General features: G+C 60.3%; 16 protein-coding genes and 1 riboswitch. Of the genes, 12 read left to right on the forward strand and 4 right to left on the reverse strand.

Translation table 11 applies throughout. The features are described 5' to 3' along the window. The first annotated feature begins 123 nt into the window (after positions 1–123). On the forward strand, positions 124–1143 hold the full coding sequence (gene dusB / locus AAAU26_RS14025; protein WP_227619248.1) for a tRNA dihydrouridine synthase DusB: 1020 nt from the start codon (positions 124–126) through the stop codon (positions 1141–1143). Here dusB and yfbR read toward each other — a convergent pair whose 3' ends face one another. After that, positions 1144–1737: a 5'-deoxynucleotidase gene (gene yfbR, locus AAAU26_RS14030; protein WP_217211248.1), complete on the reverse strand. Its 594-nt coding sequence runs from the start codon at positions 1735–1737 to the stop codon at positions 1144–1146. 170 nt (positions 1738–1907) lie between these two features. Here yfbR and AAAU26_RS14035 point away from each other — a divergent pair, with 170 nt between their 5' ends. The 5 genes from AAAU26_RS14035 (at position 1908) to AAAU26_RS14055 (ending at position 8150) form a co-directional block, all read left to right on the forward strand. Beyond that, on the forward strand, positions 1908–4313 hold the full coding sequence (locus AAAU26_RS14035) for a YfhO family protein (protein WP_227619249.1): 2406 nt from the start codon (positions 1908–1910) through the stop codon (positions 4311–4313). A 138-nt stretch (positions 4314–4451) separates the two neighbouring features. After that, positions 4452–4646 (forward strand): DUF3873 family protein, encoded by a 195-nt coding sequence (locus AAAU26_RS14040; protein WP_158388227.1) that lies wholly within the window; start codon positions 4452–4454, stop codon positions 4644–4646. Between the two features lie 183 nt (positions 4647–4829). Then, positions 4830–6653 (forward strand): HD-GYP domain-containing protein, encoded by a 1824-nt coding sequence (locus AAAU26_RS14045; protein WP_227619250.1) that lies wholly within the window; start codon positions 4830–4832, stop codon positions 6651–6653. Between the two features lie 15 nt (positions 6654–6668). After that, the gene (locus AAAU26_RS14050) at positions 6669–7322 is read left to right on the forward strand and encodes a Crp/Fnr family transcriptional regulator (protein ID WP_227619251.1); all 654 of its coding nucleotides are present in this window, start codon (positions 6669–6671) and stop codon (positions 7320–7322) included. Between the two features lie 192 nt (positions 7323–7514). After that, entirely contained in the window at positions 7515–8150 is a 636-nt protein-coding gene (locus AAAU26_RS14055) for a ZIP family metal transporter (protein WP_227619257.1), read from the forward strand. 37 nt (positions 8151–8187) lie between these two features. Here the strand turns inward: AAAU26_RS14055 and AAAU26_RS14060 are convergent, their stop codons facing one another. Then, positions 8188–9273 carry a mechanosensitive ion channel family protein gene (locus AAAU26_RS14060; RefSeq protein WP_227619252.1) on the reverse strand — a complete coding sequence of 362 codons (1086 nt, stop codon included), beginning with the start codon at positions 9271–9273 and terminating at the stop codon, positions 8188–8190. Between the two features lie 138 nt (positions 9274–9411). Continuing rightward, positions 9412–9532: riboswitch (FMN riboswitch) on the forward strand. Positions 9533–9674: 142 nt separating this feature from the next. Here AAAU26_RS14060 and AAAU26_RS14065 point away from each other — a divergent pair. Further along, the gene (locus AAAU26_RS14065) at positions 9675–10274 is read left to right on the forward strand and encodes an ECF transporter S component (RefSeq protein ID WP_158400013.1); all 600 of its coding nucleotides are present in this window, start codon (positions 9675–9677) and stop codon (positions 10272–10274) included. A gap of 155 nt (positions 10275–10429) precedes the next feature. Here AAAU26_RS14065 and AAAU26_RS14070 read toward each other — a convergent pair whose 3' ends face one another. Next, the gene (locus AAAU26_RS14070; protein ID WP_217211242.1) at positions 10430–11848 is read right to left on the reverse strand and encodes an MATE family efflux transporter; all 1419 of its coding nucleotides are present in this window, start codon (positions 11846–11848) and stop codon (positions 10430–10432) included. A 144-nt stretch (positions 11849–11992) separates the two neighbouring features. Between AAAU26_RS14070 and AAAU26_RS14075 the strand changes: the two genes are divergently transcribed. The 5 genes from AAAU26_RS14075 (at position 11993) to AAAU26_RS14095 (ending at position 16550) form a co-directional block, all read left to right on the forward strand. After that, a complete protein-coding gene (locus tag AAAU26_RS14075) occupies positions 11993–12940 on the forward strand; it encodes an MraY family glycosyltransferase (RefSeq protein WP_227619253.1) in 948 nt (315 codons plus the stop codon). A 269-nt stretch (positions 12941–13209) separates the two neighbouring features. Further along, positions 13210–13935 carry an amino acid ABC transporter ATP-binding protein gene (locus tag AAAU26_RS14080; RefSeq protein ID WP_158388220.1) on the forward strand — a complete coding sequence of 242 codons (726 nt, stop codon included), beginning with the start codon at positions 13210–13212 and terminating at the stop codon, positions 13933–13935. Between the two features lie 136 nt (positions 13936–14071). Further along, the gene (locus AAAU26_RS14085) at positions 14072–14986 is read left to right on the forward strand and encodes a transporter substrate-binding domain-containing protein (protein WP_227619254.1); all 915 of its coding nucleotides are present in this window, start codon (positions 14072–14074) and stop codon (positions 14984–14986) included. A 48-nt stretch (positions 14987–15034) separates the two neighbouring features. Beyond that, positions 15035–15775: an amino acid ABC transporter permease gene (locus tag AAAU26_RS14090; RefSeq protein ID WP_158388212.1), complete on the forward strand. Its 741-nt coding sequence runs from the start codon at positions 15035–15037 to the stop codon at positions 15773–15775. Position 15776: 1 nt separating this feature from the next. Further along, positions 15777–16550, forward strand: a complete 774-nt coding sequence (locus AAAU26_RS14095; protein WP_227619255.1) for an amino acid ABC transporter permease — start codon at positions 15777–15779, stop codon at positions 16548–16550. 32 nt (positions 16551–16582) lie between these two features. Here the strand turns inward: AAAU26_RS14095 and AAAU26_RS14100 are convergent. Further along, positions 16583–16775 (reverse strand): hypothetical protein (locus tag AAAU26_RS14100; protein ID WP_227619256.1); only part of this gene is annotated, 193 nt, incomplete at its 5' end.

A 16775-nucleotide genomic window follows, 5' to 3' on the forward strand; every position in this document is an offset into this window, starting at 1 on the left:
CAAAGCTTGCGGTCATTTCTTTTGATCTAAAGCCGGAAGGACGCTGACCATTCGCAGGCAGTGCCTTTCTTGTTTATAGTATAGAGCTTTTGCAAGCCATTGTCAAGCAAAACGAGGGATAAGATGGATTCTCTGAAAATCGGAAATATCACCCTGCCCCACCGGGCAGTTTTTGGCCCGATGGCGGGCTTTACGGACGCGCCCTGTCGTCGGCTGATGGCCCAGCACGGCGCAGGATTTACGGTCAGCGAGATGGTGTCCAGCCGGGCGCTGGTCTACCACGACCACAAAACGGTCAGCCTGCTCAAAGCCGAACCCAACGGCGCACCCTACGGCGTGCAGATCTTCGGCGAGATACCCCAGATCATGGGCGAGGCTGCAGCGGCCATTGAAGAATACGAGTTCGACTTTCTGGACATCAACATGGGCTGCCCGGCCCCGAAAATCGTCTCGGGCGGTGCAGGCAGCAAGCTGATGCTGGATCCCGACCTCTGCGGCCGCATCGTCGAGCAGGTCAAGGCCCACACCACCCGCCCGGTGACGGTCAAGATGCGGAAAGGCTGGGACGCCGACCACATCACGGCGGTGGAGTGCGCCAAAGCCTGCGAGCAGGCGGGGGCTGAACTCATCGCCGTCCACGCCCGCACCCGGGAGCAGATGTACACCCCGGGCATCGACCCGGACATCATCGCCAAGGTCAAGGCGGCGGTGAAGGTGCCTGTGCTGGGCAACGGCGACATCCACACGGCAGAAGATGCCGTGGAGATGATGCAGCATACCGGCTGCGACGGCGTCATGATCGCCCGTGCCGCGCTGGGCGACCCGTGGCTCTTCGAGCGGGTGAACGCCGCCATCGAGGGCCTGCCCGCTCCCAAGGAGCCGAACCTGCAGGCCCGGATGAACGCCCTCCGCCGTCAGGTGGAAGAGATGGTGGAGCAGAAGGGCGAATACACCGCCATGCCTCAGGCCCGCGCCCAGACCATGCACTATATGAAGGGCCTCAAGGGCGCTGCCGCCCTCCGCCGCTACTGCTGCACCCTGTCCCGCCTGGAAGACCTGGACGAGCTTATTGCGGCGGTGTTCGAAGAGCAGCGCAAGGCCGGGCTGGACCCGGACGACGTGCGGGAAGTCCCCTTCCCGTGATCATTCGCTGCGGGTCAGCTCGTCGAGGTTCTGGGTGAAGCAGGGGAGGCAGTGCGCCATGAACCAGTCGGCCTCGGGGCAGTGCATCCCTTCCAGTGCCTCCCGCTGCTGACGAAGCGCGGCGTCAAATTCGTGGTTGCCGCTGCGCTGCTCCTCCATGCACTTGATGAGGGCCGAGAGCCGGTCAGCAGCTTTCAGGAGCCGCTTTTCCTCGGCGGTCAGCAGGCTGCCGGTGATGAAGGGGCTGACCTCCTCGGCCAGCTCCGGCGGCAGCAGACGGGTCATGGAATCCACACTCTCGGCCTCCAGCGCCTTATAGGCGTCCCGCAGGCCGGGGCTGCTGTACTTGACCGGCGTGGGCATATCGCCGGTGATGATCTCGGGTGCATCGTGATAGAGCGCCGCCACCGCCACCGTCTTGGGGCGGCAGGGCGTGCCGGTGTACCGCCGCGCGATGAGGCAGAGGGTATGGGCCAGCAGGGCAGTGTCGCAGGTGTGCTCACTGAGGGATTCCGGGCGGGTGGAGTGCATCAGACTCCACCGGGTGATGTACTTCATCCGCGCCAGAAGGGCGCTGAACGGGTATAGCTTCATGTCAGCCTCCTTGAAGTGTCTTTGAGAGGGTTATACCCGCCCGGCGGGCGAATGTCAAGCAAAACACAAAAATTCTTTTTTTCCACACAGCCGCGTGCTATACTGGAACGCGAGAACGATGCGGGCGATGGGCCTGTGCCGCCCCTCCGGGCGGGGAAAGAGGATAGACAATGGACGATTCAAAAAATCAGACCGGAAATGCCCGGCTGCTCAATATGCCGGGGCGGCGGGACCAGATGCTCCGCACCATGCTGCTCTGTGCGCTCACGGCGGCGATATTCTTCCTGCCGTTCTATATCATCGACGGTGGATTTTTCCACTACGCGGGCGATTTCAACAGCCAGCAGATCAGCTTCTACCGCTATATGAACGGCTTCATCAAGGGGGCAGGCTACCCGGACGGCATGGCCGACGCGGCCCGCAGCACCTTCTCCTGGGCCACCGACCTGGGCAGCGGCGCGATGAACGCCTACTCGTTCTACCTGTATGGTTCGCCGTTCTTCTGGCTGTCCCTCATCTTCCCCCAGAACTGGCTGCCCTACCTCATGGTGCCGCTGCTGGTGCTGAAATTTGCTGTGGCGGGCGGCGGCGCTTACCGCTACCTCTGCCGCTATGTCCGCCGCTCCGATCACGCGGTGCTGGGCGCCTGCCTGTATGCCTTCTCGGGTTTCAGCATCTACAATGTCTTCTTCAACCACTTTATCGACGTGGTGGCCCTCTTCCCGTGGATGCTCTGGGCGCTGGACGAAACGCTCTACGAGCAGGAAGAGCACTACGGCCTCTTCGCGTTCTGGGTGGGGGTCAACCTGCTTAACAACTACTTCTTCTTCATCGGACAGGTCCTCTTCCTCGTCATCTACTTCATCTGCAAGCTGACGACGAAAGATTTCCCGATGAATGTCCGACTCTTCGTCCGGCTGGCGTTTGAGAGCCTGCTGGGCGCGGCTCTGGGCTTCGTCCTGCTTTGGCCGGCGGTACTCAGCATTTTGCAGAACCCCCGCACCATCGACCTGTCGTCGGGCTGGGGCTTTCTGACCTACTCGAAGGTGCAGCAGTATCTGGCCATCCTGCTGAGCTGGATCTTACCGCCCGATTCGCCCTACATCACCTCCATCTGGTCGGAGGGCATCATCAAGTGGACGAGTATGTCGGCCTATCTGCCCCTGTGCAGTCTGGCCGGCGCGATGGCCTACTGGCGGGCGCGGAAGGGCGACAGCAAAAAGCGAATCGTCGCCACCTGCGCCATCTTTGCGCTGGTGCCGGTGCTCAACAGCGCCTTCTACGCCCTCAATTCCAGCTACTACGCCCGGTGGTACTACATGCCGGTGCTCATCCTCTGCGCCATGACGGCCAGTGCGCTGGAAAGCCCCGACATCTCTGCCGACGAGCTGGACGCCCCGGTCCGGGGCATCGGCTGGCTGATGCTCGCGACGCTGGCGTTTGCCCTGGTGCCGGTGCAGGACAGTGATACCAAAGAATGGTCGCTGGGTGTGCTGCAGAATCCCGGCCAGTATGTCGCCGTCCTGAGCTTCGGCATCGGCGGTCTTATCCTGTACCACCTGCTCTGCCGCCGCTGGCGGGGGAGCAGGGCCTTTGCACGTCGGATGACGGCAGTGGTGCTGGCCTTTGCCTGCGTGTTCAGCATGGTACACATCGGCATCGGCAAGTTCGGCCAGTGGCACACCGACAGCGACCTTGTGGAGCAGTACACCTCTGCCATCAAGCTCAAGGATGACCTGCCCGAGGGCGACTGGCGCGTGGATACCTACAAGACCCACGACAACCTCGGCCTCTGGCTCGACAAGAGCAGCCTGCAATATTTCGGCAGCACGGCTGCGCCCAGCATCCTCAGCTTCTACCCGGCACTGGGCGTCAAGCGGGATGTCCGCAGTGAGCCGGACATCTCCAACTACGCCCTGCGGGGGCTGCTGAGCGTGAAATACCTCATCACCACGCCCGAAAAGCAGGAAGATTTCCTCGCCGCTGCGGACGACGGATGGAGCTATTACGACACCAAAGACGGCTTCATGCTCTACGAGAACGAGAACTACGTTCCCATGGGCTTTACCTACGACTACTATATTACGGAGGAGTCCTACGAGACGACCGTTAAAAATACCCGCGCGAACCTCCTGATGCGGGCGCTGGTGCTCAGCGAAGAGGACGCCAAAACCTACGGCAAGTACCTCAAGAAGCTGCCTGACGCAAAGCTGGACGACCTGTGGTACGACACCTACGTCTCTGACTGCGCCGACCGCCGCGCCTCGGCCTGCAGCACCTTCCAGATGACCAACTCCGGCTTCCATGCGGAGATCACGCTGAAGAAGGATAACCTTGTCTTCTTCTCCGTACCGTACGACGATGGATTCACGGCCTACGTCAACGGCAAAGAGGCAGACATTGTCTGGGTGGACGAGGGGCTGATGGCCGTTCTGGCTCCGGCGGGGGAGAACACCATCGACTTCGTCTATCAGGCCGACGGTTATTCCCTGGCCAGTAAAGTCTCGCTGGCAGCGCTGGCGGTATTCGTCCTATACGCCGGGTATTTTGTCTGGAAGAAAAAGAAACGCTGTTGAATCGCGGTTTGTCAATGCACATTCTCCCATAAAATGCAGAGCGCTTTTTGTGGAAAGAGCGAATAGCCCTTCCGGCCAAAACGTGATAAAATGAACACGTTGTGCTGCCAGAGCAGCCGGAAAGGAAGCGCGAAAGCTATGGAACAAAGCTATTTGATGCCGGGACAGGAACGATGGGAATCATTCCGGGATGCAAATGGGGTGCCGAAAGTTCGCTATTCTTACTGCTCGCTGAAAGGGCGGCTGTTCCGCTGTGTGAGCTGCAGCCGGGAAGAGGCCGAACGCCTGTGCGAGGACTGGCTGGTAGGCCAGGATCGCTGCTACCGTAACTGAAGATCCGATTTGACAAGACTGCCGTGCAGAAAGACGATGCACGGCAGTCTTTTTGTGCGTCAGAAACGGACCGGTTGGAAAAATCAGTTGATTCTAACTTGAAAAGACGGTATAATAAACTATTATGGGAAACAAGACTCTGCCAACAGCAGAGCGTGAAAAAACGGAAAAGGGGGAGAGCGGATGGACGCACGATTCGAGCGCTATATTGAAAATCTCAGGACAGTCCGCACCCTCTCCCAGCCTAAATTCTCCCCGGATATGAAAGCGAAGGAGCTGCTGGAAACCATCCAGTCCAACGCCATCAAGTGCTTCGACTACATGAAGGAGAACAACGCTATCCTCAATGAGCTGGTATTCCAGCGTGCGCCTGCGGAGCTGACGAGTGCCGAAATTGCCAGCCTGCAGGAGTTTGCTGACAAGATGTTCAACTACGCCAGCAGCGAGGACTGCGGTATCGCCTACAAGGTCTACAGCCTCCTGCTGGAAAACGCCCGCATCCGGGGCGACAAGCCTGCCATCGTCCGCTATCTGTATGAAAAAGCGGTTTCACTCCACTATCTCAATGTCAAGGGCAGCGACTATGCCATCAACCCTTACGGGACGCAGGTGCGCGGCCTTTTTCGGGAGGGTGCAGGCTATATTGCGGAGTATGAGTCCTTTGATAAGACGACAAAAGGCTACATCATGCGCTGTCTGGGCAACAGCCGGATGTCCATGCCGCGCAGTACGCCGGAAGAATGCGCCGAATACATGAAGGTATTCGACAAGGCGATGGGGATCATCACCGACCCTTACTACCACCGGCTCGACCCGGATCTTCCGTGGGGCAAATTCGAGTATGCGATGCATATGGACCGGGAGACGCTGCTGAGCTATCTGCGCCGCTACAACGACCCAGTGGTCGCCGCCAAGGTGATGGAGTCGGCGGAAGCCATCTACCGCGACCGGGTGCTCTATAAGGGCGAGGAGGCACGGCTGCAGAACTGGCGTGTCAGCTATCTTTATAAGGCGGCCTGCTTCCATGCCGGACGGTGTACGGCCCGCGAGGTGGTGGAAGAGCTGTTGGACATCATCCACCACACCGACATCCAGGACTACAGCGATACTGGCATCAACAAGAACCTCACGGCGGTGTCTTATCTGATGGCCTACGAGGTCAAGATGCCGCCTGCCGACCGTAGGGAGATGGCATGCCGCACCGAAGAAGTGATGGACCGCAGCTTGCGGTATCTGAACAATGTACCCCAGAATCAGTACTCCCGTGTGGTCAGCCGTGCCGTGCGCGAGCTGGTGGAGATGCAGGCCGAGGCCGGAACAGCCCGCCGCAGTCTGCTGAATTATATCCTCGTGGCTCACAAGCCGACCTATGTCCACTCCATGATGGTGGCCGGACTGACCCGCATGTTCGTCAAGCAGATGCTCAAAAAGTCGCCCGAGCTGTTCGTGGGCGTCATGGGCTGCAAGACGGTGGAGGAAGTCCGCCGCAATCGCATTGAAATATGTGAGCTGGCCTATGAGTGCGGCCTTTACCACGATGTAGGCAAGAGCTATGTGTTCATGTACATCGGCAACAACTACCGCCGCCTGCTGGACGAGGAATTTACCTGCATCCAGTGGCACACGGTGTTCGGCTACGAGCTGCTGTGCAATGTGGGCGGAAAGGACGACCTGGCCCCGGCGGCGCTCTACCACCATACCTTCTACGACGGACACGGCGGCTACCCGAAAAATTATCCGCCCTGCCCGGCGGACATCAAGCCCATCGTGGACGCTCTGACCGTGGCCGACTCACTGGACGCGGCCACCGATAATATCGGCCGCTGCTACACGATGGCAAAGCCGGTGGATACGCTGCTGGGCGAATTCCGCGCCCAGAGAGGCACCCGCTATGCGCCCGAGGTGGTGGCGCTGTTGGACGATGAGGAGTTCTCCCGCGATTTGAAGGAAACGCTGGATGAGACGCGCAAGAGCGTCTATCTCGAGGTCTACCACGTCAAGCGGTAAAAGGGGGCGCTGAGGGTGAAAACACAGAAAACGCCCCTTTTTCAGGGCATTGGCGAGACGGCGCTGGCTGAGATGTTTACCTGCGGCGGTGCGCGCTGCAAGACCTACGCGAAGGGCGAAGTCCTTCTGCGGGCGGGCTGCATCACCCGTGAGGTGGGCATCGTGCAGGCGGGCGGCGTCAACATCGAGAATATCGACCTCTGGGGCAACAGAAGCATCCTGAGCTATGTCCCGGCGGGGCAGGTGTTCGCGGAGACCTATGCCTTCTGCGGCGAGCCGATGATGGTGGACGTGGTGGCGGCGGAAGAGACGGAAGTGCTCTTTTTGAACATGGATGTCCTCATCCACACACCTCACCCGGACAGCGAGTGGCAGCCGGTCCTCGTGCAGAACCTGCTCAACATCTCGCTGCACAAGAACCTGGCCCTCTCGGAGCGCATCTTCTGCACGGCCCCGAAGACCGTCCGGGGACGGCTGCTGCTGTATCTCTCCAATCAGGCCGCGAAGGCGGGCAGCAAAAGTTTCCGCATCCCCTTCGACCGTCAGGGCCTGGCCGATCACCTCAACCTCGACCGCAGCGCCCTCTCGAAAGAGCTGGGCAAAATGCGGGATGAGGGAATACTGGAAACAACAAAAAACGAATTTACCCTGCATGAGCTGCCGGAATGAGGAGAGCTTTTTCTCTTCACATTCCCCCTTTCCGCCGCATACATCGGTGGGAAGGGGGAATGCAATGTGAACATCTATCTGTTTGCAGCGGTCATCCTGCTGCTGCCGGCGCTCTGTACGGCGCTGGGAGCGGCGGGGGTCTTTCTGGTGCGTCGGGCCGACGAGCCCCGCACCCGGCGGATGCTCTGCGGCATGGCGGCGGGCATCATGCTGGCCGCCAGCGTGTGGAGCCTGCTGCTGCCTGCCATCGAGAGGGCGGAGGCCGGGATACTGCCGGTCTGGCTGGCCCCGGCGGCGGGGTTGGTGCTGGGTGCTGTGGGCCTGCTGCGGCTGGAAGAGGCTGCCGGACGGCTGATGCACACCGGGTCAAAAGAGCATGGCCGGATGGGCCGGGTGGTGCTGGCCGTGACTCTCCACAATCTGCCCGAGGGCATGGTGGTGGGACTTGCGGCGGCGCTGGCCCTGCAGGGTGAGCCGGAGGCCGTCAGCGGGGCGCTGGCCCTTGCACTGGGCATCGGCTTGCAGAATATCCCGGAAGGCGCGGCGGTGAGCCTGCCGCTGGTGCAGGCCGGGCAGGGGAGACGGAAAGCCTTCTGCGCCGGTGCTGCGTCGGGCCTCGTGGAGCCGCTGGGGGCATTGCTGGCGCTGGCCCTCGCGGGCTGGGTGAGCGCGGCTCTGCCGTGGCTCATGAGCGCCGCCGCCGGGTGCATGGTCTGCGTGACGGCTCAGGAGATGATACCGGAAGCCGTGGAGCAGGACGAACCGGCGGGCGTCATCAGCGTGGTGCTGGGTTTCGCCCTCATGATGGCGCTGGATATTGCGCTGTAGCAAAAAAGCCGATGCAGCTGCATCGGCTTTTTTGCTGTCAGTTCTCTTTTGCGAGGTAGACCGTCGTGGAGGGAAATGCGAAATCCACGCCGTCGGCCTTCATCACGTCCATGATGTTGAGGTTCAAATCGTTCTGCATCCGCAAAAACACGCCGAGGTCGGCAGTGCGCAGATAGGCAGAGACCATCAGGTTGATGCTCGAGTCGCCGAAGCCGGTCATCCGGACAAAGGCGGTGTCCTCGTAGGTGTCGGGGCTGGCCTTGAGCATGGCGTCGAGGTCGGCCATCAGCTTTTCCAGCTGGGGTCGGGTGGTGTCGTAGGTAACGCCCAGCGTGAAGCGGTAGAGCCGCTTGTTGCGGAGAGTAGCGTTGTTGATGGTGGCACTGCTGACGGTGCTGTTGGTGAGGATGTAGATGGAGTTATCCACGGCCCGGACTTTCGTGGAGCGGAAGTTGATGTCCACCACTTCGCCCTCCACGTCGCCGACGGTGATCCAGTCACCGATGGAGAAGGGCTTGTCCAGCAGGATGACCACGCCGCTGAAGAAATTCTTGGCCATATCCTGTGCGGCCAGAGAGATCGTAAGGCCGATAAGACCGGCACTGGCCACGACGCTGCCCACGGGCAGGCCGCTCTCCTGTGCGATGGTCGCGCCGCAGAGCACCACGACGGCTACTTTGTAGACTTTATCCAGCAGGGTGAGCAGGGTGCGGTTGGTGCGGACTTCTTCGCTGGACGAGGCCAGCAGCAGAGCCGCGATGCCGGAAGCGTGGTAGAAGCCGGTGCCGATGAGGAAGACCAGCATCATCCGGTAGACTTTGAGCAGCAGGGCCGCAAGGCCGGGGATGGCCCAGGGCAGGCTGCGCAGGGCCAGATACATGCCGGTGTACCACGCGATGCGGGCCGCCGGGCGGGCAAAGCTTTCCAGCAGGGGGTGCGTAAAGGCAAAGTGCCAGCTGCGCTTCAGCAGGCGGGGGAAGAGATTTTTTTGCAGCCAGCGGCTGACGACCCAGCCGATGAACAGCAGGGCCAGCGCACAGACGCACCGGGCTGCAAAGGCCAGCCAGCCTTCCAGCAGCAGTCCGGCGATGGAAAAGCCGAGATCGTTGATGGTGAAAAGCATAGAAACAGATACCTTCCTGACGAATAATAAAATCAGTATATCATATTACAGCCAGCGGTGCAAATCGGGAGAGGCTTGTTAAAAAATGCATAAAAGGGCTTGACAAGACAAACCTGCCGCGTTATACTCTGCGAAGAAAGTTCGTTTCAGGGCGGGGTGCGATTCCCCACTGGCGGTACAGCCCGCGACCACTCCCAAAGAGTGCTGACCTGGTGAGACTCCGGGGCCAACGGTATAGTCCGGATGCAAGAAACGGCAGGCAATTTGATTTGTTTGTGCGCGCCCTGTTATAGTGTAAGCTATGGCAGGGCGCGTTTTCATTTGTCTTCCCGGTTCCAGCGAGCGAGAAAAGGGCTTTCCAGTCTTTATTTGAATGGGGCAGCCGCCCCGGGAGGAAAATTATGAGAAAAGATACGACCCACAACCTGACCGTTGCCGCCATGCTCAGCGCAGTGGCGTTCATCCTGATGTTCATCGAGTTCCCCGTCCCGATGCTCATCCCGTCCTTCGTCAAGATGGACTTCTCCGACCTGCCCGCCCTGCTGGGCGCGTTCGCCCTCGGCCCGGTGTACGGCGTGGCCATCAGCTTCATGAAGAACCTGCTCCACATCGTCGTCAAGGGTACCAGCACTGCCTGTGTCGGCGAGCTGTGCAACTTTATGCTGGGCGCTGTCTTCTCCGCTGTGGCGGGCTTCATCTACAAGCATCATAAGAGCCGCAAGACCGCCATCCTCGGCGCGGTAGCGGGTGCCGCCGCAATGGCCGTCTTCAGTGTGCCCTCCAACTACTTCATCACCTACCCGGCCTATGTGGAGTTCTACCATATGCCGCTGGAAGCCATCCTCGGCATGTATCAGGCCATCCTGCCCTCTGCCGACAGCCTCATAAAGTGCCTCGTCATCTTCAACCTGCCCTTCACGCTGGTCAAGGGTCTGCTGGACGCCGTGCTCTGCATGGTCATCTATAAGCCTCTGTCTCCCATCCTGCATGGCCGGAAGTAATTAAAAGAAAAACCTCTCAGTCAAAGCCTTTGGCTTTGCCAGCTCCCCTATCGAGGGGAGCCTCTGGCGAAAAGGGAAAGTTCCCGGTTTTGCCAAGGCCTCTCCTCGGTAGGAGAGGTGGCATCGCGAAGCGATGACGGAGAGGTTTATTTTTTTTATTGCAGTGCTCCCTTATCGAGCCACTTGCCCCTTGCAAGCCGAATGAGGAACAGCGCGCCCCGGATGCAGAGCTCGATGCACATGGCGGCCCAGACGCCCACGAGGCCCAGCCGGGGAGCCAGCAGGAAGGCGAGGGTGAGCCGGACGCCCCACATGCTGAACAGGTTCAGCAGGAAGCAGCCTGTGCTGTCGCCTGCGCCCTGCATCGCGCCGCTTGCTACGATGCTGGCTCCGAACATCGGTTCTGCAAAAGCCTCGATGCGGAGGACCTGCGCACCCAGCGCGATGACGGCGGCATCTGCCGTGAAGATGCCCATAAGGGCCGGGGCGAAGAGCCAGAGCCCCACGCCGGACAGTGCCATGATGCCTATGCCCATCATGGTGCAGAGCCAGGCGAACCGCTTTGCCATGTCCCGGCGGTGTGCGCCGACGGCCTGCCCGATGAGGGCGATGGAGGCGTCCTGAATGCCGTAGCCTGCCATGTAGCAGAGGCCCTCGGCGCTGACGCCGAGGCTGTTGGCCGCGATGGCCACCGTGCCGAGGCCCGAGACGATACGGACGAGCAGCACCTGCGCCGACGAGAGGGCCGCACGCTCAGCGGCCAGCGGTGTACCCACCCGCCAGAGATTGCGCAGGCAGGCGGAAGTGATGCGCCAGCTGCCGGGCTTTCGGATGCAAAGCGGGCCGTCCCGCAGTAGCAGGACGCCCAGCGCCAGCAGACCGCCGATGGTCGTGGAAAACGCTGTGCCAAGTGCCGCACCCGGGACTTCGAGGCCGGCACCCCAGACTGTGACGCTCTGGCCGAAGAGCAGGATCTGCCGGGTGGGGTTGATGAGGAAGAAGTTGAACACCACGTCCAGCAAACAGACCAGCACGCTGATCAGGCTGGGCGTCAGGGCGTCGCCGGTGGCGCGGAGCATGGCTGTGTACATTCCCATGGCCATCGTGAAGGGGAGGGCCGCCGACCAGATGGCGAAGTAGGCGCTGGCATCGGCTTGAAGCGAGATGTCCGCCCCCAGCCACCCGGGCAGGAAGCGGCTGATGCCGACGCCGAAAGCCGCAGCGCCCAGACCCAGGATGAGGTTGAAGAGCATGGACTGCCGCAGCACGCCCCGGGCGTCCTGCCGGCGGTCGGCCCCGAGGTACTGGGCGATTTGGATCGAAAACGCGGTGTACAGTCCCACAAGGATGCCGTGGAGCAGCCAGGTGCTCGAGCTGACGATGCCGATGGCGGCGGTGGCCTCTGCGCCGATGTGGCCCACCATGGCGGCGTCGATGTACTCCATCGCCGTGACCACCAGCTGCTCCAGAATGGAAGGGATGCTCAGCGCCAGCGCGATGCGGGCCGTGTCGGACAGCGGGATGTCCTCGCCCTGCCGCATCCGGGCCGAGAGCTGCTCCAAAGAAAGTGTCATGTCGTCTCCTGTTTTCTGTGTTGATAAGTTATCTTACTATTATAGGCACGGGGAGGAAAATTGTCAAACCGGGCGATTGATTTTTTGGCTCTGGCGTGATACACTCTCGGAGTAAGAAGAATATCATTGAAAGAGGTTCAAAATATGCTGCAGCTTATTTCAGCTACCGGCCAGCAGACCGTGGACGCGCTGGCGTTCCTGCTGGCGTTTGCCCTGACCGCCCTGATGGACTCGGTCTTTCACGACAAGCTCCCCCACGACCATGGCCGTGCCTTCGCCGTCAACGGCGAGCTCTCCAAGGGCAAGGCCCGGGGTTCCGGACTCATCTTCGTGCTCTGCATCGCGCTGGTGACGCTGGCGGTGGTGCCTTTTAAGGTGGAGTACCTTATTTATACCGTCCTGCTCATCGCCTCCATGCTGTCGGGCTACTTTGACGACGCCTCCGAGACGGCGTGGAACGAGTACAAGAAGGGACTCATCGACTTCGTCATCGCCGTGGTGGCAGGTGTTACCTACCTGAACTTCAACGGCACGAGCGTCAACTTCCTGAGCACTACTTTCACCATTGCCTATCCGCTCTACCTGCTGCTCATCGTCATCCTCATCTGGGCCAGCATCAATGTGGTCAACTGCACCGACGGCGTGGACGGCCTGTCCGCCAGCCTCGCGGTGGTGAGCATCGGCACCTTCCTGCTGGCTTACGGCGAGGAGCTGGGAGACTACTCCACCGCTGCCATCGTCTTTATCGGCGCACTGCTGGCCTACCTGTGGTCCAACGCAAAGCCCTCCAGCCTCCTGATGGGCGACGCCGGCAGCCGCGCCATGGGCTTCTTCCTCGCCATCATGGCCCTCAAAAGCGGCCACCCGTTCGCCTTCCTGCTGGCGGCGCTGGTGTTCATCGTGGACGGCAGCCTCGGCATCCTGAAGATCAGCTTCAAGCGCTTCCTCCACATCAGCATCCTCAAGAACACCCTCACCCCGCTGCACGACCATGTGCGCAAGCGCATGGGCTGGAGCGACGAGCAGGTGGTGGCCCGCTGGCTCATCCTGCAGGCCGTCGCATCGGCGCTGCTCCTGCTGATGACCCGCTGATTTACGGATTTTAAGTACGATGTTTGTGCAGCTTTCCAAAATGCAGATTGACCCGCTCTGATTTTTGTTGCACTTTATGGATTGAAAGTCAAGCAAAAAAAGACTATACTTTAACCAACGAAAGCAAAGGCGCTTAAGTGGATGTATTCACTTTGCGCCTTTTTTGTTTTTTCGTTTTTGTGTGCGGTTCGGGAAAGCCGCACAAGATGCGCTGTCCGCGGCGCTGGAGCACGGACGACAGAACAGGATAGGGAAAGGCGGGGATCACAGTGATCAAACTCGAACACGTTGACAAGTACTTCGGAGACCTGCACGTCCTCAAAGACGTGAACCTCGAGGTCGCCGAGGGCGAAAAGCTGGTCATTATCGGACCGTCCGGCAGCGGCAAATCTACCACTGTCCGCTGCATGAACTTTCTGGAAGAGCCGACCAGCGGCCACGTCTACATCGACGGTCAGGAGCTGACCAACAAGAACAAGACCAGGATCGTCCGCGACAACATGAGCATGGTCTTCCAGCAGTTCAACCTCTACCCCCACATGACGGTGCTCAAAAACCTGACGCTGGCACCCATGAAGCTCCATCACAAGACCAAGGCAGAGGCCGAAGAGCTGGCATATCATTATCTTGAGGTCGTCGGCCTCCGGGACAAAGCGGATGTCTACCCTCCGCAGCTGTCCGGCGGCCAGCAGCAGCGCATCGCCATTGCACGCGCCCTCTGCGCACAGACCAAGATCATCCTGTTCGACGAGCCGACTTCGGCCCTCGACCCTGAGACCATCCAGGAAGTGCTGGATGTCATGGTAAAGCTGGCACACGAGAAGAACATCACGATGGTGGTCGTCACCCACGAGATGGGCTTTGCACGAAACGTGGCCGACCGTATCGTCTTTATGGCGGACGGCCAGATCATTGAGGAAGGCACGCCGGAACACTTCTTCACCAACCCCAAGAACGAGCGCGTCCGGCAGTTCCTGAGCAAGATCGTCCGCTGAGAGGACGAACAACAAAGGTTGACACGGCAGGGACTCACAAGTTGTGGTGAGACGCCGTTGTTGATAACAGGCCGTTTTCGGAGCGGACAGGGAAAGCCGCTCGGGCCGAAAAAAAAACAAAGAGGAGTGGTTTATTATGAAAAAGATCTCGCGTCGTGATTTCCTGAAAGTCACTGGTTTGGTGGGCGCTGCTGCTGCCCTGACCGCCTGCGGCGGCTCTGCAAGCTCCACCGCAGCCTCTATGGCATCCTCCACGGCATCTTCTGCCACCGGCAGCGCAGCCGCTTCCACTGCAGCGCTGGGCGCTGACACCCAGGCCATCGTGGACCGCGGTGTCCTGAAAGTGGGCGTCAAGAACGCAGTTAAGGGCTTCAGCTTTCAGGATACCCTCACCGGCGAGTACAAGGGCCTCGAGGACAGCCTCGCAGAGATGATCGCAGAGCACCTCGGCGTGGACGTTGAGTTCACCACAGTTACCGCCGCCACCCGCGGCGAGCTGCTGGACTCCGGCGACATCGACGCCGTTCTGGCTACCTTCACCATCACCGAAGAGCGCAAGAAGACCTGGGACTTCTCCACCCCCTACTATACCGACTACGTTTCCGTTCTGGTGGAGGACTCCACCGGCATCAAGGGTCTGGCTGACCTGAAGGACAAGGTCGTGGGCGTCTCCTCCGGCTCCACCTCCGCTCGTGCTCTGGTCAAGGCCATGATCGACGAGGGCGTGCTGGACGGCGCAAACTTCGACGCCGACACCTTCAATGCCGACACCTGGAAGGATGGCATCTCCTTCCGTCAGTACGACGACTATCCCGCCATCAGCACCGCACTGAGCGCAGGCGAAGTGCAGGGCTTCTGCGTCGATAAGTCCATCCTCGCCATCTACAAGACCGAGGGCCGCAGCTACATTGACGCTGAGTTCAGCCCGCAGGAGTATGGCGTCGCCACCAAGAAGGGCAGCGACTTCTCCACCCTGTGCGACGACCTCGTCAAGGGCTGGCTGGCAGATGGCACCATCGAGCAGCTCATCAAAGACAACGGTCTGGATTAAGCCCAGACTTTTCAGAACCAAGAGAGCGTAGGGAAAGGGGAGTTTGCCATGTCTGGCTTGTTTTCGTTAGAGTCCTGGTCCACCGTCTGGACGCATCGTGAGAGTTTTCTGCTGGGTCTGGGCAACACGCTGCAGACCGCCGTCTGCGCACTGGCGCTGGCCTTCATCATCGGCGCTGCGCTGGGCCTGATGTCCACCAGCGGCAGTAAGCTGCTGCGCATCATCGCCCGCATTTACGTCGAGTTCGTCCAGAACACCCCGCTGCTGCTGCAGCTGTGCTTCCTGTATTATGCGCTGGCATTTGCAGGCGTGAGCCTCGGCGTCATCCGCACCGGCATCATTGCACTGGGCGTTTACACCGGCGCTTACATGGGCGAGGTCGTCCGCGCCGCCATCGAGTCTGTGCCGAAGGGCCAGTTCGAGGCCGCACAGGCGCAGGGTTTCAACTATCTGCAGCGGATGGGCTACATCATCCTGCCCCAGAGCATCCCCGTGATGCTCCCTCCGATGGTCAACCAGGTGGTCAACCTCTTCAAGAACACCTCCTGCCTCTACATCGTGGGCGGCGCTGACCTCATCAGCGTGACCTACAGCTTCGTCACCGGTGCTTCCACCGGCGGCGCATACGCCCCCGCTTATATCGTCTGCGGCCTCATCTTCTTCGTGGTCTGCTTCCCGCTGTCCACGCTGGCAGCCCGCTGGGAGGCTTCCCTCAAGGAGCGCAAGGGTCGTGTAAACCCGGGTCTCAAGACCGCTGCCAAGAAAGTAGAGCTGAAGGAGGCTGCCTGATATGAAGACGCTTGCTGCAAGCCTTTCCATCCTGACAAGAGAAGGCGTCATGCTCTACCTGCTGCGCGGCGTGGCCTTCACCTGCATCATCTCGGTGCTGGGCGTCATCATGGGCCTCATCGTGGGCTCTCTGCTGGCGCTGGCCCGCACCTACTGCAAAAAGGGTCCGACCCGCATCCTCGGCTGGTTCGCTACCGCCTATATCGAGCTGTTCCGCAACACGCCCTACCTGCTCTGGATCTTTATCTGTGTGGTGTTCTGCCCCTGTCCGGGCTTCTTCGCCCGCAAGATGTTCGGCCTGACCAGCGTGGAGATGAAGCTTCTGTTCAAGGCCGCTCTGGCCCTCATCCTCTTCAACTCCTCTGTCATCGCCGAGATCGTCCGCGGCGGCCTGAACGGCGTGTCCAAGGGCCAGTTCGAGGCCGGCTATGCACAGGGCTTCAACACCGCTGAGGTGCTGCTCTACATCGTCCTGCCGCAGGCTTACCGCAACATCGTGCCGACCCTGCTCAGCCAGGTCATCACCACCATCAAGGACTCCTCCTATCTGGCAAACGTGGCCACCATCGAGCTGATGGCCCGCATCCGCCAGCTGCTGAGCGCCGCCGGTACTTACAACGGTCTCGGCACGGTGAACGTCTCCGACGTCATGGTGCTGTTCGGCACGGCCTGTGTCATCTACTTCATCATCAACTTCACCCTGAGCTGTGTGGTGCGCGCAATGCAGAACCGCCGCAAGAAGGCTCTGGTCTTTGCCCCGGCAAAGGTCGCATAAACTAAGACCTATTCCAATTTCCCAATTCCCAATTATTCTCCTGTCATTGTTCTGTCAATGCCAAAAGCGCCCGGCGGATACCCGCCGGGCGCTTTTGGTGTATAGAGATATTCCGATATGCCAAAGCCTCTCCCTTTGGGGGCAACGGCGACGACCGCCGCCAGCGGCGGAAACAGGGAGTCGCTGTTGGGGCCGCGGCCAGCAGGATGCGAGGCCCGCACCAAG

The sequence above is a fragment of the Faecalibacterium longum genome, from assembly GCF_040094125.1.
GTDB lineage: Bacteria > Bacillota > Clostridia > Oscillospirales > Ruminococcaceae > Faecalibacterium > Faecalibacterium longum.

Excerpts from the sequence above, each read along its gene's own strand:
- dusB (WP_227619248.1), top strand. The coding sequence starts at position 124 with ATGGATTCTCTGAAAATCGGAAATATCACCCTGCCCCACCGGGCAGTT.
- yfbR (WP_217211248.1), bottom strand. The coding sequence starts at position 1,737 with ATGAAGCTATACCCGTTCAGCGCCCTTCTGGCGCGGATGAAGTACATC.
- AAAU26_RS14035 (WP_227619249.1), top strand. The coding sequence starts at position 1,908 with ATGGACGATTCAAAAAATCAGACCGGAAATGCCCGGCTGCTCAATATG.
- AAAU26_RS14040 (WP_158388227.1), top strand. The coding sequence starts at position 4,452 with ATGGAACAAAGCTATTTGATGCCGGGACAGGAACGATGGGAATCATTC.
- AAAU26_RS14045 (WP_227619250.1), top strand. The coding sequence starts at position 4,830 with ATGGACGCACGATTCGAGCGCTATATTGAAAATCTCAGGACAGTCCGC.
- AAAU26_RS14055 (WP_227619257.1), top strand. The coding sequence starts at position 7,515 with ATGGCGGCGGGCATCATGCTGGCCGCCAGCGTGTGGAGCCTGCTGCTG.
- AAAU26_RS14060 (WP_227619252.1), bottom strand. The coding sequence starts at position 9,273 with ATGCTTTTCACCATCAACGATCTCGGCTTTTCCATCGCCGGACTGCTG.
- AAAU26_RS14065 (WP_158400013.1), top strand. The coding sequence starts at position 9,675 with ATGAGAAAAGATACGACCCACAACCTGACCGTTGCCGCCATGCTCAGC.
- AAAU26_RS14070 (WP_217211242.1), bottom strand. The coding sequence starts at position 11,848 with ATGACACTTTCTTTGGAGCAGCTCTCGGCCCGGATGCGGCAGGGCGAG.
- AAAU26_RS14075 (WP_227619253.1), top strand. The coding sequence starts at position 11,993 with ATGCTGCAGCTTATTTCAGCTACCGGCCAGCAGACCGTGGACGCGCTG.
- AAAU26_RS14085 (WP_227619254.1), top strand. The coding sequence starts at position 14,072 with ATGAAAAAGATCTCGCGTCGTGATTTCCTGAAAGTCACTGGTTTGGTG.
- AAAU26_RS14090 (WP_158388212.1), top strand. The coding sequence starts at position 15,035 with ATGTCTGGCTTGTTTTCGTTAGAGTCCTGGTCCACCGTCTGGACGCAT.
- AAAU26_RS14095 (WP_227619255.1), top strand. The coding sequence starts at position 15,777 with ATGAAGACGCTTGCTGCAAGCCTTTCCATCCTGACAAGAGAAGGCGTC.